Source organism: Streptomyces sp. NPDC055140 (genome assembly GCF_053607285.1).
Map to the genome: position 1 here is coordinate 202,346 of NZ_JBSGTG010000017.1, position 15,643 is coordinate 217,988.

Consider the following 15,643-nt stretch of genomic DNA (forward strand, 5'->3'; position numbering starts at 1 on the left):
GTCGCAGGTACGCAATGCCCTACGCCCCTTGATTTCCGGGACCTGCCGGGTCTGACACGATGGACGTATGCGCGCGCGATACGGGGTTCCCCTGAAAGTGACAGCAGGCATCACGGCGGCGGGCGCCGCCGGACTGATCTACGCGGCGGGGTTCGAAGCCCGTTCCTTCCGCCTCCGACGGGTCACGGTCCCGGTGCTTCCCACGGGGATGCGCCCGCTGCGCGTCCTCCAGGTGTCCGACATCCACATGGTCGGCGGCCAGCGCAAGAAGCAGCGCTGGCTGCGCTCCCTGGCCGGCCTGCGCCCCGACTTCGTGATCAACACGGGCGACAACCTGTCCGATCCGGAGGGCGTGCCGGAGGTCCTGGACGCGCTCGGCCCGCTGATGGAGTTCCCGGGGGCGTACGTCTTCGGCTCGAACGACTACTACGGCCCCAAGCTCAAGAACCCGGCCCGCTATCTCTTCGAGAGGGCCCGGGGCGCCCACGGTCTCAACGGCAACGCCCCCGCGGTCGGCGTCGTCCACAACCCGTGGGAAGACCTGCGCGACGGCTTCGACGGGGCGGGCTGGCTGAACCTCACCAATACGCGGGGCGCCCTCAAGATCGAGGGCATGGAGATCGGGTTCACGGGCCTGGACGACCCGCACATCAAGCGCGACCGGTACGCGCACGTGGCGGGCGGCCCGGACTCGGGCGCCGACTTCTCGATGGGCATCGTGCACGCGCCGTACCTGCGGTCCCTGGACGCGTTCACCGCGGACGGCTACCCGCTGGTACTGGCGGGGCACACCCACGGCGGCCAGCTCTGCATCCCCTTCTACGGGGCGCTGGTCACCAACTGCGACCTGGACACGGACCGCGTGAAGGGCCTGTCGACCCACGAGGCCGAAGGCCACCGCTCCTACCTGCACGTCTCAGCCGGCTGCGGCGCCAACCGGTACACCCCGGTCCGCTTCGCCTGCCCCCCGGAGGCGACCCTCCTGACCCTGACCCCCAGGCCCTGAGAAAACCGGATTTCGTCTACGGCCGCCGGTCGGCTAAAGTAATCGATGTCGCCACGACCTGCAGAACCGCAGGACAGTGGAGCAACGACATCGGGGTGTAGCGCAGCTTGGCAGCGCGCTTCGTTCGGGACGAAGAGGTCGTGGGTTCAAATCCCGCCACCCCGACAGCTGAAACACCAGGTCAGACCCCCTGCACTCGCTTGAGTGCAGGGGGTCTTTCTGCTTGTGCGGCAGCCCTGGGAGAAGATCTTGGAATTTCTCTCCCGAACGGGCACTGCGAACGCGCCCTCGACCGCTCCCGCAAGACGTCTTGTGCGTGTGCCTCAGCCCATGAGGCGTCAGTCCCTTCGCGATCGGTACCCAGCACGCATCCGCCCGTCCCGTCGCGCCTCCCGAGTCGACTTCACAGAGCTGCCACTCCACACGCAGGCCGGCGGGCCTCAGGAACTCGGGCTCCAGTCCCACCAGTTCGCCCCGTCGCATGCCTGTGCAGCCCTTGGTGACCACGGCAACGAATTCATCGTCACGACTGGAGAGGAGCGAGGCCTGCTCGGCGGAGAGGAGCACGCCCAACGCGCCTGTGATCACTTTCTCCGGGCCTCGGTCCATCGGACGCAATCTCCCTCCCCGATCAGCTCTTGGCCGTTGGCGGGCCTGACATCAACCACTGACATCAACGGCCGCACACACTGACGCACAAGCGCGGACCGGCCAACGAGGCCGGCCCTTGTTCACCGGCTTGGGTTCGCAGGGATATTGGATATTGGTGTCCGCTTACGGCACGCACCCGCCTGCGGATCAGAAGATTGCAGGTTCGAATCCCGCCGAGTGCACACAGGTGAGAGGCCCCCGGAGAGATCCGGGGGCCTCTTGCGCTATGTCATGACGGGGTCTGGCACCCCGGCATCACGGACCCGTAGGAGGGTGCAGGGTTGGGAGTAACGCAGCGTGCGGCCCGGGCGCTGACCGGGCCCACGCATCGCGCTCTCAGCAGGCAGACGGTCAACGTCCGCCGCCACCGCCACCGCCGTCGCCACCGCCGCCACCGCCGTAGCCACCACCGCCACCGCCACCGTCGCCGCCGCCGCCGCCGTAGCCGCCGCCGCCACCACCGCCGCCGTAGCCGCCACCGCCACCGTCGCCACCGCCGCCGTAGCCGCCACCGCCACCGTGGTCACCGCCACCGCCGTAGCCACCACCGCCGCCGTAGCCACCGCCGTGGTCACCGCCACCGTAGCCACCGCCGCCGTAGTCGTTGAAGCCGCGGCCGTAGTCGTTGAAGCCGCGGCCGTAGTTGTTGAAGCCGCGGCCGTAGTTGTTGTAGTTGAAGTAGCCGCGACCGTAGTCGTTGTAGTTGTAGTAGCCGCGGCCGTAGTTGTTGTGCCTGTACTTGTGACCGCTGTACCAGCAGACGTTGTCGTTCCAGTTCCAGTGCCAGTTCCAGCCACGGTTGTAGCAATCCCAGTAGCGGGAGTCGTGGTGGTTCGAGCCCGAGGCCGAGGCCGTCCCGGCTGAGCCGATCGCGGCGCCACCGGCCATCAGAACGCCAGTAGCTGTCACCGCGAAGATGCGCTTCACGCGAAGTGCTCGCATGAGAACTTTCTCCCTTCCATCATCTCGCGCACCCGAGCGCAAGATGGATGGCCGCGCGCGCAAGAAGGACAGGGCGCGCGGTCGAAATGTCACCGCTTTGGAAATTGAGAGACACGCCGTGGCCATCAAACCGGCCGTGCCGGCCAAGTGCGGCTCCACGCGCGAACCCCCGCAGCAGCACGTGCTGCCCACCGCGAGAAGACTTCGCCAATGTGGCGCGTCCCGGGTTGCGGTCTCAGTAATAAACGCTACTCCCTATCCGCTCCACGTCATCTTGAGCGGACACTCAACCCGGCAGACTCAGGTAGATCTGCCAAGCCTCGCCATGGGGACCAAAGGGGGGTCAAGCAGTGAAGCCGGGCAGGGACCATCCCGGACGCCAATGGACTGCCGCGGAGTGAACCCGCGGAGCACAGCGCGCCGAACCAAGGCCACGTAGGGGTCTCATCGCGTTCGGACGAAGAGGTCGTGGGTTCAGATCCCGCCGCCCCGACAGCTGAAACACCAGGTCAGACCCCCTGCACTCGCTTGAGCCGCCGACGCTGTTCCCTGCCACCTTCACTTCGTGGTGCAGCCCGCGTCCCGATCCGACATGACCAGGTACAACGCCTATGGGCCGGTACTGCAGTTGGCCATGTTCGAGGACGATCGGGTGTGCGAGGCAGCCGTCGAAGAGGTGTGCGCTCGTCTACGGGCCGAGCTCGGCGCCTCCGGGTGAAGTTCGCGGTCTCGACCCCTCCGTTACGTGGCTGCGCCGGTCACTGCCCGGCGGGTCGTCCGGAGGCGAGCAGTTCCAGCGCCTCCTCCCAGCGGAAGAGGGCGGCCCCTCCGTCGGCTTTCGGCCGGTGAGGTTCGTGCGTGCCGATCAGGATGCCCATGTCGCGCAACCGGTCCAGGCTCTGGTGGTACGCGGGGTGGGCGGCCTGGGCGGCGTTGAGGTACGGCAGGACGGCGGTGGGGATGCCGAAGCCGTACGCCTCGCACAGGATGCCCAGCGCCAGGGTGTCGGAGATGCCGGCTGCCCATTTGTTGATCGTGTTGAAGGTGGCCGGCGCGACCGCGATCGCGTCGGCGGGCGGCAGCGGGCGCGGGTCACCGGGTGCGCGCCAGGCCGAACGTATGGGGTAGCCGGTCTGGGCCTCCACCGCCTCGGCGTCCATGAAGCCGAGGCCCTGCGGGGTGGCGACGACGCCCACGTCCCAGTTCGCCTCCTGGGCCGCCGTGATCAGCTTGCCGACCTCGCCCGCTATGCCGGACGCGCAGACGACGACGTACAGGAAAGGGTTCTTGGGCTGCTGGGCCGGCTGGTTTGCAGGGTCACTCACTTGGGGCCTCCCCGTTGGCAGCTGAAGCGGTGCCGTTCGGGCAGCGTACGGGGGTGGGCCTGGTGGCTGGGACCCTCGCTGCGTGCATGCCGTCGGCTACGGCGCGGGTCGGGACGAGGAACTGCTCACCGCGATCCCGGGCGGTCGAGCGCCGGTCGGCGGCAGGAGAACAGCCGAGGCCCTCACCGCTCCCCTCGACCTTCAGCGCGCTGACCAGCGGCGACCGCCCGGCCGCCCCGGGCCATGTCCCGTCGACGCAGCGATCACCGCGGAGAGCGCCGAGGTCACGACCAGGCTCCCCACCATGACGAGGCCGACGCCGATCATGAAGAGGCCGCTCGCGTCGTCCGACCAGTCCACGTAGGCGGCCACCGTGAGACCGGCCGTCGGGCCGAGCACCGCGGCTGCGGCGTAGCGCCGGGATGCCGCCCAGTACACCGGTGGCAGCAGGGTCAGCACGAGGCCGATCACCTGCCACGCCTCGTACGGGCCGGTCGTCGAGCCGTCGGGGTGCACGTCACGCTGCTGGTCCCAGCCCAGCCAGCCGGCCCACGCCGCCACTGCCACCCCGGCCAGCGCGATGGTCGCCAGCAGGTGGAACGTTCGCTTCGGCCGTCGCTCATTCGTGTCCATGGGCCCAGGGTTCCGGCTCACTCCATGACCGACCAGAGCGCTGGTACTCAGCTGTGGCCGAGTACAGACCGAGTACGACCGGCACCCGCCCATCCCCTGAGGTCCCTCCTCATCCGGCCCCTGTCAGGTGCTGTCAGGCCCTGTCAGCCTCCCGTCCGCCGTCTGTCAGCGGCTCTCGGCATCGTCGTAGTCACCGAGAACGACGACGCGGAACCACAGCGAAACCGGCAGCAAGACGGACGGGAAAGGGAGAAGCGATGTCATACGCCATCCGGGCCGAAGGGCTCGTCAAGCGGTACGGGGACATGGTCGCGCTGGACGGGGTCGACCTGGAGGTGCCCGCCGGGAAGGTGACCGGCGTCCTCGGGCCGAACGGCGCCGGCAAGACCACCACCGTGCGGATCCTGTCCACGCTGATGCGGCCCGACGCCGGGCGCGCCACGGTCGGGGGGTTCGACGTGGTGAAGGACCCCGTACGGGTGCGGGGGCTGATCGGGCTCACGGGCCAGTACGCCTCTGTGGACGAGGGTCTGTCCGGCGTCGAGAACCTCGTACTGCTCGGGCGGTTGCTCGGGCTTTCGCGGCGGGACGCCAGGGCGCGGGCCGCCGAGTTGCTGGAGCAGTTCGAGCTCACCGATGCCGCCACCCGCCCCATCAGCACCTTCTCGGGAGGCATGCGCCGCAGGCTGGACCTCGCGGCGAGCCTCGTCGGCCGACCGCGGGTGCTGTACCTGGACGAGCCGACCACCGGCCTCGACCCGCACGCCCGCCAGGAGGTCTGGGGTGTGGTGCGGCGGCTCGTCGCGGACGGCGCCACCGTGCTGCTCACCACGCAGTACCTGGAGGAGGCCGATCAACTCGCCGACGGCATCACCGTGTTCGACCACGGCCGCGTCGTCGCCGAGGGCCGGCCGGACGAGCTGAAGCGGCGGGTCGGCGGCCAGACGCTCCAGGTCCGTCCGACCGTTCTCGCCGATCTCGGTCAAGTCGGCCGGATCCTGGCCGACTTGACCGGCACCGCCCCCGTACACGACGCGAACACCGGCCTGCTCACCGTGCCGGTCGCCGATCCGATGCTCGTCTCCGCGCTCGTCCGCCGGCTCGACGGTGCCGGGATCGCGGCCGACGAACTGGGCCTGCGCCTTCCCAGCCTGGACGAGGTCTTCCTCGCCCTGACCGGCCAGGGCACGACACCGATCACCCCCTCGGACGAGGGCACTCAGAACACCCTTCCCGAGAGGAACGCGGCATGAGCACGAGCGTGAGCACCCACCCCGGCACCACCACCTGCGCGGCGCCCCCGGCCGACGTGTCTCCCCTCCGCATCGGCCCCGCCCTCGCCGCCCGGCACGGCCTCTCCCTCGCCTGGCGCGGCATCGTGAAGATCCGCAAGGCCCCGGCGCAGCTCGTGGACGTGATCCTGACGCCGATCGTCTTCCTGCTGATGTTCGTCTACCTGTTCGGCGGCGCCATCGGCGGCGGTGACGTCGACGGATACCTCCGCACGATCACGCCCGGCATCATGGTGATGACGATCTTCCAGGCCTGCGTCGTCGTGGGTGTCTCCCTCAACGCCGACGCGAGTACAGGCGTCTTCGACCGCTTCCGCAGCATGCCGATCGCCCGCTCCGCACCGCTCGTCGGCGCCGTGCTCGCCGATGTCGTGCGCTACGTCGTCTGCCTCGTCACCCTCTTCACCCTGGCTACGGTGATGGGCTACCGGGTGGAGACCGGCCCGGCCGCGGCGCTCGCCGCGTTCGCCCTGCTCATCGCGTTCGGACTGTGCTTCTGCTGGATGTCGGTGTACGTCGGCATGCTGGTCAGGACGCCGGGTTCGGTGCAGGGCCTGATGACGGTGCTCGTCATCCCGCTCACCTTCGCCAGCAACGTGTTCGTACCGTCGGGCACGATGCCGGGCTGGCTGCGGGCCTGGTCGGACATCAACCCGGTGAGCCTGATGGCGGGTGCGCTGCGCGGCCTGCTGAACGGCGGCGAGGTCGCGGGCCCGCTCCTCGGCAGCCTCGGCTGGATGGCCGGCGTGGTCGCGGTGTTCTTCCCACTGGCCCTTCGCGCCTACCGCAGGCACGCCGCCTGAACCGGGCCACGTATGGGAAGAGAAACACCCGCAGCCCCAGGCCACACCGACAGCGGCCGACCGGACTCCCCGGTCGGCCGCTTTCACGCACCCCGACCCCCGTCACCCCCCGAGCCGCCCCAGCGCCTCCTCCCGAGACAGTCCGGCCCCCACCTCATACGCCTCCCGGAACGCCCCCTCTCCCAGTCGCCCCACGAGCCGGGCCGTGAGATCCCGCAGCTCCGGCTCGCCCTCGTCGAAGGCACCACGGATCGCCGCACTCATACCGAGCGCGGTGGCCGCGCCCATCGGTTCGCCCTCCAACAGCAAGAGCCGGGACAGAAGTTCGGCCGCGCGGGCGATCTCCGCGACCTCGAACCGGGCGAGCAGGCCGCCCACCGCCCTCGGCAGCAGCTCGCGCGCCCGCGTGGCCGCGCCCTCCGCGAGCGCGTTCGCCATCCGGGAGCCCGCGATCAGGTCGAGGGCGGTCTCCTCGGGGAGCGGCAACCGGTGGACGAGCCCTTCGAGCTGGTCGAGGGTACGGCCGGCCTCCGGTACGTCGCCCGAGCGGCGGTGCCATTCGGCGACGCCGAACAGGAGCTCGGCCTCCATACGCCGGTAGCCCCGCTCCTTGGCCTGCCGGCGCGCGGCGTGGAGGTCACGCAGGGCGCCGTCCAGGTCGCCGCTGCGCATCCGTTCCGCGGTGAGGCGGGCGCGGCTGTGGAAGAGGTCGTCCTCCGAGCCGAGTTCGGAGGAGATCGCGACCCCGCGCTCGAACGCGGCGATGGCCGCGGCGTGTTCGCCCCGCAGCGAGTGGTCCCGGCCCACGGCGAGCAGAGCGAGCCCGAGGCCCCACCGGTCGCCCACCGCCTCGAAGCCGCGCAGCGCCTCCGCCCGCGAGTCCGCCCCCGCCCGCAGGTCACCGCGCTCGGTGTGGACGAAGTCCCGCGCCCAGTGCGCACTGGCCCGCACCCAGGGATCCGGCCGGTCGAGCGACTGCCGCAGCAGGCGTTCCCCCAGGTCGTCGTTGCCCGACGAGAACGCGAGGAGCGGGATCCACAGCAGCAGCGAGGGGTGGAAGTCGAGTGCTCCGACCGGTTCGCACGCCTCGATGAGGGGCCGTACGGGGACGTCCGGGGCGAGGGAGCTGCCCGCCATGAGCTGTACGACGCCCAGTGCGGCCCGCGCCTGGCCGGGCAGCTCGTCGCCGAACCGGAGGACATCGGCGACGGCCGTCTCGAACTGGCTGCTCATCCCCCTGATCCCCCAGTACCAGAACAGGGCGCCGACGAAGCGGGCCGCCGTGGCCGCGTCGCCCCGGTCGACGGCCACCCGCAAAGCGGTGGTCAGGTTGTCGTGCTCGGCGTCGAACACCGCGATGGAACGCAGCTGTTCACGCGTGCGCAGCGCGGGTTCATGCTCCTCGGCGAGCGCCAGAAAGCAGTCGCCGAACCGCTCCCGCACACCACGGCCGTCCCCGCCCTCATCGAGCCGCGTGGCCGCATACGCCCGTACGGTCTCCAGCATCCGGTAGCGCGGCTCGTCATCGCCCGACGCCTCGACGAGGGACTTCTCGACGAGCGAGCCGACCACGTAGAGGACGTCGTCCACGGGCAGGACCTCGTCCGCGCACACCGCCTCCAGCACGGCGAGCGTCGCACCGCCGGGGAACACGGACAGCCTGCGGGCCAGTACGCGTTCGGGCTCCTCCAGGAGGTCCCAGCTCCACTCGACCAGCGCGAGCAGCGTGCGCTGGCGCGGCAGTGCGGCCCTGCTCCCGGACGTCAGCAGCCGGAACCGGTCGTCCAGGCGCCGCGCGATCTGGTCGACGCCCATCGAGCGGAGCTTGGCGGCGGCCAGCTCCAGTGCGAGCGGCATCCCGTCGAGCCGGCGACAGATCTCCACGACGGCGTCCACGGTCGAGCCGTCGAGGGTGAATCCGGGCCGGATCCCGGTGGCCCTGTCGACGAAGAGGCGCACCGCGGCGGCGCCCGCCGCCTCGGCAGGATCCGGTGTCCCCGCGGGCACGTCGAGCGGCCCGAGGTGGCACAGCGCCTCGCCCGTGACGGCGAGGGCTTCCCTGCTGGTGGCGAGGATCCGCAGCTGCGGCAGCTCCTCGAGGAGCGCGTACGCGAACTCGGCGGCGGCCTCGACGAGATGCTCGCAGTTGTCGAGGACGAGCAGCGCCTCACCGGCCCCGATCAGCTCGGCCACCCGGCCCGCCGGTGTGCTCTTCTGCGCCTGCCGTACGTCGGACACATGCAGGTCCCAGGAACCGAGCGCGCCGAGTACGGCGTCGCCGAGCTGGCCGGGTGTGCCGACGCCGGCGAGCGGCACGAACCAGACCCGCCCGCGCCGGTACGCCTCCTGCCGGGTCACCGCCTCCACGGACAGCCTGGTCTTCCCGGCGCCACCGGGTCCGACGAGCGTGACGAGCCGGGACCCGGTGAGCAGCGCGGCCAGCCCTTCGAGCTCGCCGTCCCGGCCCACGAAACTGGTGAGCGGCGCGGGAATCCTGCTCGGCGCGGCCGCGGGCCGGGCAACGGGCTGCTCCAACTCGCCCCGCAACAACGCCAGATGGATCTCGCGCAGCTCCGCCGACGGATCGACGCCGAGCTCCTCGCCGAGCCTGCCGCGTGTCTCCTCGTACACAGCGAGCGCGTCGGACTGACGGCCCGCAGCGGCCAGCGCCCGCATCCGCAGCCCGGCCAGCCGTTCACTCAACGGCCGTTCCCCGCCCGCCACTTCGACGTCGGCGAGCACATCGGCATGCCGCCCGAGCCGCAGCTCCGCGTCGAACCGGTCCTCGGTGGCCGCGGCCCGCACCTCGTCCATCCGCGAGGCGAACCCCCGCGCGAACGGCGCCTCCAGTACGTCCGCCAGGGCGGCGCCCCGCCACAGCGCCAGCGCGGTCCCGAGCACCGACGCCGCCTCCTCGGCCCGCCCGGCGCCCAGTTCCCGCCTGCCCCGCCCGGCCAGCTGCTCGAACCGGTACGCGTCGACGTCCCCGGCCTCGACGGGCAGCCGGTACCCCCCGGGCACGGAGTCCACGGTCCCCACCCCGCGCAGCGCCTTGCGCAGTCGGGACACCAGCGCCTGAAGGGCGTTGGCCGCGTCCGCCGGGGGCCGCTCGCCCCACAGGCCGTCCACGAGCGCGTCGACGGACACCGGACGCCCGGCCTCGACGGCCAGCCGGGCGAGCAGCATCCGCAGCCTGGCTCCCCCTATGTCGACCGGTGCCGCGCCTTCGGCCGCGCAGGCCTGCACCGAACCCAGCAGAGCGACTCGCACAAGTCCCGCCTCCCCCATGTCCCGCCCCTGGCCCGTGTGCGGAGAGGCCGGTGGCGTACAGATCTACCACGCGCCCCGCGCCTGCCTCAGGACGGGCGATTCCGTACGACTTCGGTACGCCTCCCGGGTGGGCGGGCCGTCGCGCCCGTTTCCCCCGCGTCCGTCGGCCGTTGCTGAAGGCATGATCTCCACACGACGTGTTCTCGCCGCGGTCGCTCTGGCCGCCGGCGCCTCCGCTCTCGCCATGCCCGCGGCCGAGGCCGCTCCCGTCGGTCCCCTCGGCGGCATGAAGCCGATCAGCCTCGACGACATCGCCACCAGCGCCGTTCCGGCCGAGCACAGGGCCGAGATCCCCAAGGTGAACGAGCAGCTCGGCGGCCTGAACCGGCTGAACGAACTGCACCAGGTCACCGACCTGGTGGCCCCGGTGACGGGACTCCTCCCCTCGGTCGGCTAGGGAAACCGGACGGCTGCCGGACAGCGAAGGACGGACACGGAAAAGCGGGGGCAACCGGACACCGGTTGCCCCCGCTTTCGCGCTACTAGTTGTTGCTGGTGCCGTTGGCGGCGAGGACCGGGATGTCGTTCAGGATGTGCGAGAGCGGCTCGTCGCCCTTGGCCTGCGTGGAGTTCTCGACGCACTGCTGGTTCTGCGGTGCCGACAGGACCGGGATGTCCTGGACGCCGATCGGCACGATGCCGACCAGCGAACCGACGTTGGCCTTGGCCGGCAGGCCGACGCAGGGCTTGTTCAGCGAGCCCTGGACGAGCCCGAGCTGCGGGCTCATGGCACCGTGCGTCGAGGAGGTGCCGAACGTCTGCTGGGCGTTTTCGCCGCTGTTCGACGTGGTGCCCGTGTCGTCCCCGACGGCAAGGGCCTGGGGGGCGGCGACTGCCGACATACCAGCGACGGAGGCAGCGATGGCCGCGGTTGCCCACAGTTTCTTCATGGTGAATCCCTTCAATCGGCGGGCTCCGGTCACGGAGCCGCATGGTCATCAACTGAGCCGGGCTGATGCGGTTTCGCGGTGCAACCCGATTGGCCCAGCGCACTTACGGTCAGGAACAGGCCAGCGTGTTCCCGCGCACCACGGTCTCGACCCCGATGCGCGGGGGGTCGGAGGGCTTCACGGTCGAGTTGCGCGGGGTGAGGGTCCGGTCCTTGTTGAGCGTGGCGAACATCTTCTTCGCCGCCGTCTTGTCCCACTTCAGCGTCGTTCCGACGCCTTCGATGACCGGGTTGAACCCGGCGATGGGCACGGTGGTGAACTCGGCCTGCGCGGCGGGCAGCCGGCTCAGTTCGCTGCCGAGGTCGATGAGCTCCTCAGGCGTGAACCCCTGGTCGACCTTCGTCGAGCCGAGCACGGTCCGCGCCAGGTCGATCCCCCTGCCCGGATCGGTGAGGATCCGGCCGGTGTCGAGTCTGTGCATCACGCTGATCAGGAAACGGTGCTGGCGCTGGATCCGACCCAGGTCGGCGCTTGCGTCCACATGGTGCGAGCGGACGTACTGCAAGGCCTTACCGCCCCCGAGGCGGTGCCGGCCGGGCCGGAGATCCAACTTGGTGGCCGAGTCGGACAGCCGCCTGGAAGTGCAGACGTCCACCCCCTCGACCGCGTTCACGCTGTCCATGAACCGCCTGAAGTCGATCTGCAGACAGTGGTCGACCCTGACCTTCGTCATGGCCTCCACCGTGCGGACCGAGAGCGCGGGACCGCCCTCCGCGAAGGCCGCGTTGATCTTCGCGGGGTGGGCGGGGAACTGCTCCCCGGTGCCCGGGTCCCGGTGCGCGGGGATCTGCGCCAACGAGTCCCTGGGGAGGCTGACGACGCTGACCTGGTCACGCCGCTGCGAGACATGGATCAGCATTAGCGAATCGGTGCAGTCGCAGGCGACGCCACCGACGTGGAACTTCTTCTTCCCCCGGCTCGAGATGGTGTCCCGGCCATCCGTCCCCATGAGCAGAATATTTGTGCCGGGGCCCGCGGCAGGGCGGTTCACGGCGCCGCTGAACGCATCTACCCGCTGAATCCTGTACGGCAGCGCGGATACGGAATTACCCACAACGGAAACCGCCGTCGCGATAAGTACACCCAGGACTGCCGCACTCAGGCCGACATTTCTCCGACGGCTGGTTCGTGAAGGGCGTTTCGTCACCGGATTCGCTCCACGCCAGAGGGACAGATCTGACGGCACCGTATGCCAGCCGAATAGCTTGAACGGTGACCGCCTCGCGTGCCGTCGGGAAGTAACTCTTTCGCCTTAAGGGAACTGTTTCGACTTCCGGAGAAGATGGAACAGAAGTCAGAGATCGCCACGAGGAAGGCGAAGCGCCGTGCCGGAGAACAAGAACCGCCGACCGTCCAAGGGCTTTATTCCGCAGAGCCGGGAGTCGCCCGAATATCGAATCGACGAACCCCTTTACGGGGCGCTGCTCGACGACTGGAGGCAGCGGGGGAGAACGCTTCCCGGGCTGCCCGACCGGGAGTGGGACGAGATCGTCGCCCGGGACATCTGGCCCCGCGACGGCCAAGGCCGTTGGGCCGCCGGACAGGCGGACGACCCAACGGAATGACGCTGCGGGTCAGTCGTTGTTCGTGCCGTTGGCCGACAGGACCGGGATGTCCTCCAGGATGTGCGAGAGCGGCTCGTCGCCCTTGGCCTGGGTGGAGTTCTCGACGCACTGCTGGGTCTGCGGGGCCGACAGAACCGGGATGTCCTGGACGCCGATCGGCACGGCGCCGATCAGCGAACCGACGTTGGCCTTGGCCGGCAGGCCGATGCAGGGCTTGTTCAGCGAGCCCTGGATGAGCGCCATCTGCGGGCTCATGGCACCGGTCGTCGAGGAGTTGCCGTACGACTGCATGGCACCGACGCCGCTCGTGGACGTGGTGCCACCGTCGTTGTCGATCGCCATGGCCTGGGGGGCTGCGACCGCCGAGATACCGGCGACCGAGGCGGCGACTGCGGCAGCCGCCATGACCTTCTTCATCACGATGAATTCCCTTCTCGTTGCCCCCGACCCGGGAGCCCCCTGCCCAACTCCGATTTACGCACATGGTTGTCCGGCTTCACTCTGACGGGTTCGCCCGGACATTGCCGAATAAATGACTATCAGCCGATCGCTCTCTGCACGTGCAGCCCGACCGAGTGAAGCGCCGCAACCATTTCGGCCGAGGCCCTGTTGTCCGGGCAGCGTTAACTGGCGTCTGTGCGAAAAGGAACTGGAAATGCTCAAGAAGGCAATGGCAGCGGCTGCGGTCGCCGTTTCGGTCGTAGGCGTCTCGGCCGCGGCCGCCCCTCAGGCACTGGCCCTCGGTGACGACGGCAGCACGACGTCCACGAGCGGCGTCGGCGCCAAGCAGTCGTACGGCACCTCCAAGACCGACGGCGCCCAGAGCCCGCAGCTCGGCGCGGTCCAGGGCTCGCTGAACAAGCCCTGCATCGGTCTGCCGGTCAAGGGCAACGTGGGCCCGCTGTTCGGTCTGCTGGTGCCGGTCGCCGTCCAGGACGTCCCGGTCCTGTCGGCACCGCAGAACCAGCAGTGCGCGGAGAACTCCACGCAGGCCAAGGGCGACGAGCCGCTCTCGCACATCGCGGACGACGTCCCGGTCCTGTCCGCGAACGGCGACCAGAACGGCTGATCCACCAGCCCCGGGAACCCGGGCCGCCCGCCTTCTCCGGCGCGACGGCCCGGTTTTCTTTGCCTTGAGAGTCCTTCTTTAACGCGGACGGCTCAATTCCCTTCCGCCTCACGGCTCGTTTTCACACCGAGGTAATGACCTCAGTCATGAACGACGAGAGAAGGGTAAGAGAGTGAATCTCAAGAAGAGCGCGACGATCCTCGCCGGCGTTGTGCTGGCCCTGGGCATGGCCGCTCCGGCGTTCGCCGATACCGGTGCCGAGGGCGCCACGATCGGTTCGCCGGGGGTCATCTCCGGCAACGTGGTGCAGGTCCCGGTCAACGTCCCGGTCAACCTGTGCGGCGACACCGTCGACGTGATCGGCGCGCTGAACCCGGCGCTCGGCGGCGGCTGCGCCAACAACGACTGATTTCAGCGCCACGGCCGTCGGGCCGCGGCTCCGCCGGCCTTGGACGCGTCCAGCGCTCCAAGGCCGGCTTTCATCTGCGAGCAGGAAGACAACTTGATGCGACAGGCCCTGAACTTGGGAATGGTCGCGGCTGCGGCCGCGACGAGCATTCTGTCCCTGCCGGGCTCCAGTGCGTTCGCCGCGTCGGGCGCAGACGGGCAGGCGGCGGGCTCCCCCGGCATTCTGTCGGGCAACACGATCCAGGCCCCCCTGGACGTCCCGGTGAACGCGTGCGGCAACACGGTCGACGTCGTCGCCGCACTCAATCCGACGTTCGGCAACTCGTGTGAGAACGACGAGGGTTCGCACCCCTGGTCCACTCGCGGCGGCGGCTCCGACCAGGCCGCCCACGGCGCTGCCCACGGAACCGGGGACGACGGATACGGCGGCGGTGACGACATGTCCGGGGGCGGTGCCCACGCAGGGAGTGACGCACAGCAGTCGCCGGGCATCCTGTCGGGCAACTCCGTACAGGCTCCGGTGGACGCCCCCGTCAACGTGTGCGGGAACTCCGGGAACGTGGTCGGTGCGGCCAACCCGGCCACGGGCAACCACTGTTCCTCCGGAGTGGCCACCCCAGAGGAGATCTCCGAGGTGCCGCCGCCCACCGTCCGTACCGTCGAGCCCCCGGCCACGGTCCAGCCCCCGGCCACGGTCCAGCCGCCGGCCACGGTCCAGCCGCCGGCGGTGCAGAGACTGGCTCCCCCGCACGCGAGGGTCCCCGTGCAGCACACCCATCTCGCGGGAGGGCGCGCGCAGTTGGCGCAGACCGGGGCGGACGAGAACCTGCTGGCCGCCGCGGCGGCGAGTGCGGGTCTGCTGATCGGTGGCGGGATCCTCTACCGGCGGGGACGTACCGCCGCCCGGTGACGCGATCGCCGTACGCCAGGCCGGGAAGAGCCGACGTTCGTGCTCTTCCCGGCCGGCGGAGAGGGCCGTTCAAGCGCTTGCTGCCAACCCACGGCGTAATCGCCGGCGGCTGATGGGGGAGGCAGCCGGGCCCATCTCACAACCGGACCAGTCCACCACCGCGCGGCCCCCGCTGCGGAACCGATTCACCCGTTCGCCCGCACCGTCACTCCAAAGGACGCCACGGGCGCGCACGCACCCACGGCGGTCCCGGTCACCTGTCCGACCGTTCAGCGGTCGGCCGTCGCCGGCGGGTCGTGCGCCGACCTGCTGCCCGGCAGCGTGGCGTCTTGTCGGTGACACGTTCGGTGAGGCCGTCGGGCTGGTCCGGCAGGAGGTGACGGGTGAGGAGGTCCTTCCGCAGCCGGCTCGCCGCAATGGTTCCCGCCTCGTCCATGGGGATGAGGACGGCGGGTCCCGCGACGCTCGCCGAGACCCGGCGCAGCGTGGCGCGGATCTCCTCCAGGGAGATGTCCCTGCCCGGCAGCGGATGCTCCCCGCTCACAAATCTGGACGGCCGTACGGAACTTCCCTGCGAGGCGGCCACCACATGGAAGTCCGCTCCCGTGCGGCCGAGTGAGGACACTGTTGTCGAGAGCGCGGGGAGATTCCTGGTGATAGCCCGAACGGGCGAAAGAGGCGTGCGGGCGGGTCCCGGGTTGGCGCATTACCCATTCGTGTGACTGAGTGTCAGCAGTGAAGGAAGTGCGGCACGAGGAG

17 protein-coding genes and 1 tRNA gene are annotated in these 15,643 nt (G+C 70.1%); 10 read left to right on the forward strand and 8 right to left on the reverse strand.

What is annotated here, in order from left to right:
* Positions 1–67 precede the first annotated feature (67 nt).
* Positions 68–1,006, forward strand: coding sequence for a metallophosphoesterase (locus ACWFR4_RS29385; RefSeq protein ID WP_453468594.1), 939 nt, complete (start codon positions 68–70; stop codon positions 1,004–1,006).
* A 91-nt stretch (positions 1,007–1,097) separates the two neighbouring features.
* Positions 1,098–1,171, forward strand: a tRNA-Pro gene (locus ACWFR4_RS29390).
* Positions 1,172–2,008: 837 nt separating this feature from the next.
* Here the strand turns inward: ACWFR4_RS29390 and ACWFR4_RS29395 are convergent.
* Entirely contained in the window at positions 2,009–2,599 is a 591-nt protein-coding gene (locus ACWFR4_RS29395; RefSeq protein WP_453655362.1) for a hypothetical protein, read from the reverse strand.
* A gap of 592 nt (positions 2,600–3,191) precedes the next feature.
* Between ACWFR4_RS29395 and ACWFR4_RS29400 the strand changes: the two genes are divergently transcribed.
* Positions 3,192–3,317: a hypothetical protein gene (locus ACWFR4_RS29400; RefSeq protein ID WP_453468592.1), complete on the forward strand. Its 126-nt coding sequence runs from the start codon at positions 3,192–3,194 to the stop codon at positions 3,315–3,317.
* Between the two features lie 40 nt (positions 3,318–3,357).
* Here the strand turns inward: ACWFR4_RS29400 and ACWFR4_RS29405 are convergent, their stop codons facing one another.
* Both ACWFR4_RS29405 and ACWFR4_RS29410 read right to left on the reverse strand, forming a co-directional pair.
* Complete coding sequence (locus ACWFR4_RS29405; protein WP_453468591.1) at positions 3,358–3,924, reverse strand: flavoprotein; 567 nt, start codon at positions 3,922–3,924, stop codon at positions 3,358–3,360.
* Positions 3,925–4,125: 201 nt separating this feature from the next.
* Positions 4,126–4,557 (reverse strand): hypothetical protein, encoded by a 432-nt coding sequence (locus ACWFR4_RS29410; protein ID WP_453468590.1) that lies wholly within the window; start codon positions 4,555–4,557, stop codon positions 4,126–4,128.
* A 257-nt stretch (positions 4,558–4,814) separates the two neighbouring features.
* Here ACWFR4_RS29410 and ACWFR4_RS29415 point away from each other — a divergent pair, with 257 nt between their 5' ends.
* Both ACWFR4_RS29415 and ACWFR4_RS29420 read left to right on the forward strand, forming a co-directional pair.
* Positions 4,815–5,810 (forward strand): ATP-binding cassette domain-containing protein, encoded by a 996-nt coding sequence (locus tag ACWFR4_RS29415; protein ID WP_453655363.1) that lies wholly within the window; start codon positions 4,815–4,817, stop codon positions 5,808–5,810.
* Positions 5,807–6,652: an ABC transporter permease gene (locus ACWFR4_RS29420; RefSeq protein WP_453655364.1), complete on the forward strand. Its 846-nt coding sequence runs from the start codon at positions 5,807–5,809 to the stop codon at positions 6,650–6,652. The genes ACWFR4_RS29415 and ACWFR4_RS29420 overlap by 4 nt, the downstream gene beginning before the upstream one ends.
* A gap of 102 nt (positions 6,653–6,754) precedes the next feature.
* Here ACWFR4_RS29420 and ACWFR4_RS29425 read toward each other — a convergent pair whose 3' ends face one another.
* A complete protein-coding gene (locus tag ACWFR4_RS29425; protein ID WP_453655365.1) occupies positions 6,755–9,922 on the reverse strand; it encodes a BTAD domain-containing putative transcriptional regulator in 3,168 nt (1,055 codons plus the stop codon).
* Positions 9,923–10,103: 181 nt separating this feature from the next.
* Here ACWFR4_RS29425 and ACWFR4_RS29430 point away from each other — a divergent pair, with 181 nt between their 5' ends.
* Positions 10,104–10,379 (forward strand): hypothetical protein, encoded by a 276-nt coding sequence (locus tag ACWFR4_RS29430; RefSeq protein ID WP_453468610.1) that lies wholly within the window; start codon positions 10,104–10,106, stop codon positions 10,377–10,379.
* Between the two features lie 85 nt (positions 10,380–10,464).
* Here ACWFR4_RS29430 and ACWFR4_RS29435 read toward each other — a convergent pair whose 3' ends face one another.
* Positions 10,465–10,872 (reverse strand): rodlin, encoded by a 408-nt coding sequence (locus ACWFR4_RS29435; RefSeq protein ID WP_453468609.1) that lies wholly within the window; start codon positions 10,870–10,872, stop codon positions 10,465–10,467.
* A gap of 109 nt (positions 10,873–10,981) precedes the next feature.
* Positions 10,982–11,881 (reverse strand): LCP family protein, encoded by a 900-nt coding sequence (locus tag ACWFR4_RS29440; RefSeq protein WP_453655366.1) that lies wholly within the window; start codon positions 11,879–11,881, stop codon positions 10,982–10,984.
* Between the two features lie 376 nt (positions 11,882–12,257).
* Between ACWFR4_RS29440 and ACWFR4_RS29445 the strand changes: the two genes are divergently transcribed.
* On the forward strand, positions 12,258–12,497 hold the full coding sequence (locus ACWFR4_RS29445; protein ID WP_453468607.1) for a hypothetical protein: 240 nt from the start codon (positions 12,258–12,260) through the stop codon (positions 12,495–12,497).
* 9 nt (positions 12,498–12,506) lie between these two features.
* Here the strand turns inward: ACWFR4_RS29445 and ACWFR4_RS29450 are convergent, their stop codons facing one another.
* Positions 12,507–12,917, reverse strand: coding sequence for a rodlin (locus ACWFR4_RS29450; RefSeq protein ID WP_453468606.1), 411 nt, complete (start codon positions 12,915–12,917; stop codon positions 12,507–12,509).
* A gap of 235 nt (positions 12,918–13,152) precedes the next feature.
* Here ACWFR4_RS29450 and ACWFR4_RS29455 point away from each other — a divergent pair, with 235 nt between their 5' ends.
* The 3 genes from ACWFR4_RS29455 (at position 13,153) to ACWFR4_RS29465 (ending at position 14,884) form a co-directional block, all read left to right on the forward strand.
* Positions 13,153–13,566, forward strand: a complete 414-nt coding sequence (locus ACWFR4_RS29455) for a rodlin (RefSeq protein WP_453468605.1) — start codon at positions 13,153–13,155, stop codon at positions 13,564–13,566.
* 226 nt (positions 13,567–13,792) lie between these two features.
* Entirely contained in the window at positions 13,793–13,975 is a 183-nt protein-coding gene (locus ACWFR4_RS29460) for a chaplin (RefSeq protein ID WP_453468612.1), read from the forward strand.
* A 96-nt stretch (positions 13,976–14,071) separates the two neighbouring features.
* The gene (locus ACWFR4_RS29465; protein WP_453655367.1) at positions 14,072–14,884 is read left to right on the forward strand and encodes a chaplin; all 813 of its coding nucleotides are present in this window, start codon (positions 14,072–14,074) and stop codon (positions 14,882–14,884) included.
* A gap of 253 nt (positions 14,885–15,137) precedes the next feature.
* Here the strand turns inward: ACWFR4_RS29465 and ACWFR4_RS29470 are convergent, their stop codons facing one another.
* Complete coding sequence (locus ACWFR4_RS29470) at positions 15,138–15,509, reverse strand: hypothetical protein (protein WP_453655368.1); 372 nt, start codon at positions 15,507–15,509, stop codon at positions 15,138–15,140.
* Positions 15,510–15,643: the final 134 nt, after the last annotated feature.